The 6,645-nt window shown below is 70.3% G+C and carries 6 protein-coding genes; all 6 read left to right on the top strand.

Annotated features, from left to right (window positions below; translation table 11 throughout):
* Positions 1-691 (top strand): SAM-dependent methyltransferase (locus IG74_RS0143425; RefSeq protein ID WP_037827208.1); only part of this gene is annotated, 691 nt, incomplete at its 5' end.
* The gene (locus IG74_RS0143420; protein ID WP_030689073.1) at positions 688-1,557 is read left to right on the top strand and encodes an acyl-ACP desaturase; all 870 of its coding nucleotides are present in this window, start codon (positions 688-690) and stop codon (positions 1,555-1,557) included. The genes IG74_RS0143425 and IG74_RS0143420, both read left to right, overlap by 4 nt.
* A complete protein-coding gene (locus IG74_RS0143415; protein WP_030689071.1) occupies positions 1,554-2,270 on the top strand; it encodes a 4'-phosphopantetheinyl transferase superfamily protein in 717 nt (238 codons plus the stop codon). The genes IG74_RS0143420 and IG74_RS0143415 overlap by 4 nt, the downstream gene beginning before the upstream one ends.
* 16 nt (positions 2,271-2,286) lie before the next feature.
* Positions 2,287-4,134 (top strand): acyl-CoA dehydrogenase, encoded by a 1,848-nt coding sequence (locus tag IG74_RS0143410; protein ID WP_030689069.1) that lies wholly within the window; start codon positions 2,287-2,289, stop codon positions 4,132-4,134.
* A gap of 106 nt (positions 4,135-4,240) precedes the next feature.
* Positions 4,241-5,143 carry an acyltransferase domain-containing protein gene (locus tag IG74_RS0143405; RefSeq protein WP_051856651.1) on the top strand — a complete coding sequence of 301 codons (903 nt, stop codon included), beginning with the start codon at positions 4,241-4,243 and terminating at the stop codon, positions 5,141-5,143.
* Positions 5,144-5,295: 152 nt separating this feature from the next.
* Positions 5,296-6,459 carry an ISAs1 family transposase gene (locus tag IG74_RS0143400; RefSeq protein ID WP_078869607.1) on the top strand — a complete coding sequence of 388 codons (1,164 nt, stop codon included), beginning with the start codon at positions 5,296-5,298 and terminating at the stop codon, positions 6,457-6,459.
* Positions 6,460-6,645: the final 186 nt, after the last annotated feature.

The following is a 6,645-nucleotide window of genomic DNA, read 5'->3' as shown; positions in this document are numbered from 1 at the left end:
GGGGATCCGGGGCGGGGAGCGGGTGTTGGACATCGGCTGCGGCTGGGGTGCGCTCGCCCTGTTCCTGGCCGAGCAGCACCAGTGCCAGGTCGTCGCGGTCGCGCCCGCACCCGCCCAGACGGCCTTCCTGCGCGACCGTGCCGAAGCACAGGGGCTGGCCCACCTGGTGGAGGTGCGGGATGCCTCCGTGTATGACCTGGAGCCGGACGGCGAGCCGTTCGACGCCGCCGCGATGGTGGGCGTCATCGAGCACATGCCGGACCACACCGCCGCGCTGCGTGTTCCGGCACGGCTGCTCCGGCACGGCGGCACCCTGTACGTCTCGGCCAGCTGCTACCGCAGCCACGCCGCATACCAGGAGTTCGTGGACCGGCCCGGCAGCCGGTACGTTGCCCAGGGAATCTTCGGATACGCCGTGCTGCGCCCCTTGTCCGTGCTCGTCCAGGGTATGGAGGACGCCGGCCTGAGCATGACCTCGCTCACCGATCTCACCGACCACTACCGGCGGACCATCGAGGCATGGGAGAAGGGGGTCACGACGCATCACGCCGACGTGGACCACGTCCGCGAGGGCCTCGCAGACGAGCTGCTGCGCTACTTCCGGATCACGAACGCAGGCTGGGGCTACACCACGAAGCACTTCGCGCTGTCCGCGGTGCGCTCCCGCGCGGGAAGGACGCTGGTGGCATGAGGATCCTCCACGACCGGGATCTGTCCGCGCCGCCGCTGCCCGGCCCGTGCCTCGGCGAGGTACGGGACACCGTCGCCGAGTCGGTGCAGCGGGCCGCCGACCGCTCGTGGAGTCTCGCCGATCTCGACTGGCGCCGGCTGCGGCCCGAGGTGCTGACGGACACCGACCGCTCGGCCGTCCGGTTCATCAGCTTCATCGAGGACCACATCCCGGGCTACCTCAGCTGGCTCATGGAGATGTTTCCCGTGGTCGGCGAGGAGATCCCGGTCGAGGAATTCTGTCTGCGCCGCGAGTACTTCAGGTTCTTCGTCACGTGGGCCGCCGACGAAGAACGGCACGCTTCCGTGCTCACCCGCTACCAAACCTTGGCCGGCATGGCGGAGCCGGACGCGCTGGCCCGCGAACTCGCCGAGGAGTGCCGCAAGCGGTGGACCCTGCCCTACCGCGAACCCCTGCAGGCCTTCACGTACACGCTCATCCAGGAGAAGGCGACGCAGCTCTTCTACCAGCAGTTCCGGCGCGTAGTGCACGAGCCGGTGCTGCGCGACCTGCTGAACCGACTGGCCCGCGACGAGGCGCGGCACTTCGCCCTCTACAGCCATCTGGTCGGCATCTACGTCCGTGACCACCGCGGCCGGGCCCTCGCCCCGATGAAAGAAGTCCTCGACACCTTCCGCATGCCGCTCGCCGACACTCTCGGCGGCTACTGGCGCTGGTCGCTGCGGATCGCCGACGCCGTCGGATACGACTACACGCAGGCGTACGAAGCGCTCGCCCGTCTGGTGAGCGACTACGCGGACGCGCCCGCCGGTGAGGACGCTGACACTCTGCTCGCCTTCGTGGACTCCGTACGGAAGCTGGCGTGAGCTCGCTGGTCGTCGTGGTCGACTGGGGCCACGACGGGCCCCCGCACCAGCTACTCGGCCCCGGCGAACGGCACCATGCGGACGCCCTGCCACCGTGGCGCAAGGACGAGTGGACCCGGGGGCGGCTCACCGCACGGGCCGCACTCACCCTCGCCGGGTGTGCGCACTACGGTGACGTCCTCCGCGGGCCCGGCGGCGCACCCCGCATCCACGTCGAGGGCTTCGAGGGCGTCCTTTCGATCGCCCACACCGGGAATCTGGCCGCCTGCGCCGTGGCACGGCCCGCCGCCCCCGTCGGCGTCGACATCGAGTACGAACAGCCGGAACTGGCCGAACTACTGCCGAGGATCACCGCCGACGGCGAAAGAGCCACTGCTTGCCTGAACCCGACCGTGGCCTGGGCGGCCAAAGAGGCCGCGCTCAAAGCCGCCCTCGCCCGGCCGGGACGCCTGGCCGCCTACGCCTGCCGCCCCGGACCACTGACCGGCACGCTGATCGTGACCTGCCCGCCCGACAGCGGACTACCGGAGCTGACGGCATGGGTGACCCGCCCGGCCGGAGCGGTGCTGGTGACGACGACGGCCACACCCGAGCGGCCACAGCTCGTGACCCCCACGGCCGCCGAGGCCGTGGAGCTGATCGCGGCCGTGTCCCGCGCCCCTGTCGCAGCCATCAGCACCCCCAAGCCCCCAACCCGCCGGGGGCCCGCGTGAAGACCGGGAGGAGCACGTGAGGAACAGCCACTACCGCACCAACCTGCGCGATATCCGGTTCAACCTGTTCGAGCTGTTCGGCCTGGAAAAGGTCCTGAAGGCCTCCTGCCCCGAACTCGACGCGGACACCGCGTGGACCCTGGTCACCGAGGCCGACCGGATCGCCCGCGAGCACATCGCACCCTCCTGGGCAGCCGGCGACCGCGACCCGGCACGGCTCGACCCCGCCACAGGCCAGGTCCGCGTCCCCGAAGCCTGCCGCCCCGCCTACCAGGCGCTCCTGGCCTGTGGCGCCTGGCAACTCGGCCTCCCCGAGGACCTCGGCGGCACGCCGTCCCCCCGACTCCTGCGCTGGGCCGTGACCGAACTCCTCGTCGGAGCCAACCCCGCTGTGGCCACCTACCACGGCGCCCCCGTCCTCGCCGAGCTGCTGCACCGCCACGGAACCCCGCAACAACAGCGCCTGGCACAGCTCATGCTGGAGCGGAACTGGGCGGCCACCATGGTCCTCACCGAGGCTGGTGCCGGCTCCGACGTAGCAGCCATCAGCACCCGCGCGTACCCGGACAAGGACGGCTCGTGGAACCTGGAGGGCGTCAAACAGTTCATCAGCGGCGGTGACCACGACCTCGCCGAGAACATCGTCCACTTCGTACTCGCCCGGCCGCACACCACCGACAGCTCGCCACAGTCCGGCACCGGCGGCCTCTCCCTCTTCGTCGTACCCAAACACCGCTTCGATTCCAAGGACGGCCACCTCCTCGGCCGCAACGGCATCACCACCACACGCGTCGAAGCCAAACTGGGCCTCGGCGCCTCGGCCACCTGCGAACTCGCCTTCGGCCTCGACGGCACCGCGCAAGGCTGGCTGGTGGGCGAGCGGCACGACGGGCTGCGGCAGATGTTCCACGCGATCCGCTGGGCCCGCATGCTGGTCGGCGCGAAGTCCGTGGCGGCGCTCTCCTCCGGCAGCCTCAACGCACTCGGCTACGCGCGCCGGCGCCAACAGGGCACACGCCTCGCCCACCTCGGCGACCCCCAGGCCCCGCGCGTAACGATCATCCACCACCCCGACATACGCCGCTCGCTGCTGCTGCAGAAGGCATACGCGGAGGGCCTGCGCGCCCTGTTCCTGCTCGCCGCATCCTGGCAGGACCGGGCCGACACCTGCCGTATCCGCAGAGACGAGGCCGGAGGGCGCGCGGCACAAGCGGTGGCGGACCTGCTCCTGCCCGTGGTCAAGGGGTGCTGCAGCGAGCGCGCCACGGAACTGCTGTGCTCGGAGACTCTGCAGGTCTACGGCGGTGCGGGCTATCTGCGAGACCACCCCGCCGAGCAGTATCTACGCGACACACGCATCGACACCATATACGAGGGCACCACCGCCATCCAGAGCCTGGATCTCGTACTGCGTCGCGTCGTCAAGGACGAGGCACGAGCCCTGAACGTTCTGCTGGACGAGGTGTACCGATTCACCTCCGCCGTCGACCCAGCCTCCCCGCTCAAGGACGAACGGACCGCACTCCGCGAAGGGGCCGAGCACACCAGGGCCCTGTTCAACAAACTCAGAGATCTAGCGGCCCGGTCGACGCACGACCCGGATGTGCTCGACGCGATAGGCCTGCACGCACGCCGCGCCCTGCTCACGCTCGGCGACCTGCTCGTCGGCTGGCTGCTCGCCCGGCAGGCCGAGATCGCCACGGTCGCCGACGCCCCATCACCTGCCGAACGGGCCTTCCACGACGGCAAGAAGACCGTCTCACGCTTCTTCAGCCGAGAGGTCCTGCCGTGCCTCGCCGTGAACCGCAGTGTGGTGGAAGGGGCTGACAGGACCGTGATGGACCTTGCCGAAGACGCCTTCTGAGCCAGCCACGCCCGTCCTCCAACCGCGCGGCACAGCCCGGCCGTTCGTGGCCTTGTGTCCGGGGCTCGCCGCACGTGACCGCCGCCTGCCACCAGGCCTCTGGTCGGTGGTGGGACGAAGTGCGCACACCTGGCAGGAAGCCGACGAATCCGCTGCGGCCTGCGGCCTGCACCCGCTGTCCTCCGACCTCCTCGAGGCCGAACGGGACGGGGCACGGGCTCCGACGGGCTTCCGGGGCGAACTCCTGGGCTTCGTGACCGCTGTGGCACTGCACCGCGTACTGTGCGCCCACGGCGCCGCACCGACGGCCCTGCTCGGTCACAGCTTCGGCCATCACACCGCCCTCACCTGTGCCGAGGCCTTCGCAGTCGGTGACGGCATCCGCCTGCTCGTGGCCCGTGAGGAAGTACTGCGTGAAATCGCCCCAAATGGCACCGGCATGACCTGCCTGGAGACCGACGCCAAGACGGCCCGCACGCTGCTGAAAGAGGCTGACAACGCGCTGCTCGGCATCGCATGCCACAACTCCCCTTCCCAGACCGTCGTGTGCGGTCCCCGCCACGCGCTCTCGGTCGTCGAGGAGCACGCAGGCAAGCGGGGCATCACGAGCCTGCAGCTCCCCGTGCCCTACGCCTTCCACGGCCCCGCACTCGCCCCGCTGGTGGCACCCCTGCGGGATACGCTCGGTGCGCTACGGCAGCACCCGCTGCGCACGCCCGTCTACTCGGCCGTCACCGGACGGTTCTGCCGCGACAGCGACGACCTCTTGACGGAGATGGCCCGTGCCGTCGCCCATCCCGTGCTGTTCCTGGACGCGGTGAGAACACTGTGCGGGCACGGAGCCGAAATGTTCGTCGAGTACGGCCTTCGGCCGATGCTCACGAAGCTCATCCAACACATCGACAACCACGCCGGTGTCGCGCAGGCCCTGGATCCTCGCCGGTCGGCTCCCGCCGCCTTCGCGGAACTGCTGCAGGTGCTGGGCCGCGAGGACGCGAGGGGCGGGTGAGCCATCAGGGCTGAAGCGTTCTCGCTTGTCGAGATGGGCAGTTGGTGCTGGTTGGTGGGGTTCTGTCTGATGGGCTCGGTGGGTGCGCGAAGGACGCGACCTCCGATGATCAAGGTGTCTGAAGCCGTTGATCGTTCGGGGGTCGCGTCCGTATGCCAGTTTCCACGCTCGAAGTCCTGTCCTGCCATCGTGCCCGCATCGCGGACGTGCCGGATGTGGAGCCGCGGGAACTGGCGGGTCTGGCGGAGGCACTCGATGTGCTGCCCGGTCCGCGGCGTCGGCAGGGACGCCGCTACCGGCTCGGCGTGCTGCTGTCCATCTGCACGCTCGCAGTGCTCGGCGGCGCGTCCAGCCTGATCGCGATCGCCCGGTTCACCGCGGGGCTGCGGCCGGAAGCCCGCTCCCGCCTCGGCCTGGAGGCGGATGTCCCGCGCGCCTGCACCCTGGGGCGGCTGCTGGCGCGGACCGACGGCGACGCCCTGGACCGGGCCGTCGGCGCCTGGCTCGCCGACCAGCTCGAACCCGCCCGCGGGCTGCGGGCCCTGGCCGTGGACGGCAAGTCCCTGCGCGGCTCGCGCACCGCCACCCGCGCCGCAATCCACCTGCTCGCGGCCGTCGTACACGGCGAACGCGCCGTGATCGCCCAGCAGCAGGCCGACGTCAAGAGCAACGAGATCACCGCGTTCCAGCCCCTGCTCGCACCACTGGAACTGGCCGGCACCGTGGTTACGTCCGACGCGCTGCTGACCCAGACCGACCACGCCCGTTTCCTCGTCGAGGACAAGAACGCCCACTGCATCGCCGTGGTCAAAGGCAACCACCCCACTCTCCAGGCCGAGTTGAAGAACCTGCCCTGGCGGGACATCCCGTTGCTGGACAAGACCCGCACCACCGGCCACGGCCGGGACGAGATCCGCCGGCCCAAGGCCGCCACCGTCCACGGCCTCGCCTTCCCGCACGCCGTGCAGGCCCCGCAGATCGTGCGCCGCCGCCGCGACATCCGCACCGGCAAGGTCACCCTCGAGCGCGTCTACGCGGTCACCAGCCTGCGTGCCGAACAGGCCACGGCGCCCCGACCCGCCGCCACCGTACGCGGGCACCGGCAGGTCGAAGCCCTGCACCACGTGCGGGACACCACCTACCGCGAGGACGCCTGCCGCGTCCGGACCGGAAACGCACCCCGGACGCTGGCCACGATCCGCAACCTCGCGATCGCCCTGACCCACCTCGCCGACTGGAACAACCACGCCGAAACCACCGATCACTACCGGTCACACCCCGAGCACGCACTCGACCTCATCACGCCCACCAGCTGAGAAAGATCGTTCCCTGCGCATCCTCCGCCGGGCCCGGTGCTCGACCAACCGCATCGGCCGTACTGTTGCCGCCGTCCACACACTCCTGGAGCCTTTTCCACTTGTACGGTTTGTGGGTTGGGCGGTGACAGTATGTTGTCGGGTGCGTGACGAACGGGGCATCCCGCTGGTTTGCCAAGTCGCCAA

Origin of the sequence: Streptomyces sp. NRRL B-1347 (assembly GCF_000720325.1) — a bacterium.
Classification (GTDB): Bacteria; Actinomycetota; Actinomycetes; order Streptomycetales; family Streptomycetaceae; genus Streptomyces.
Note: the sequence above shows the minus strand (reverse complement) of the source record. Positions and strands in the feature narration are given on the sequence as shown.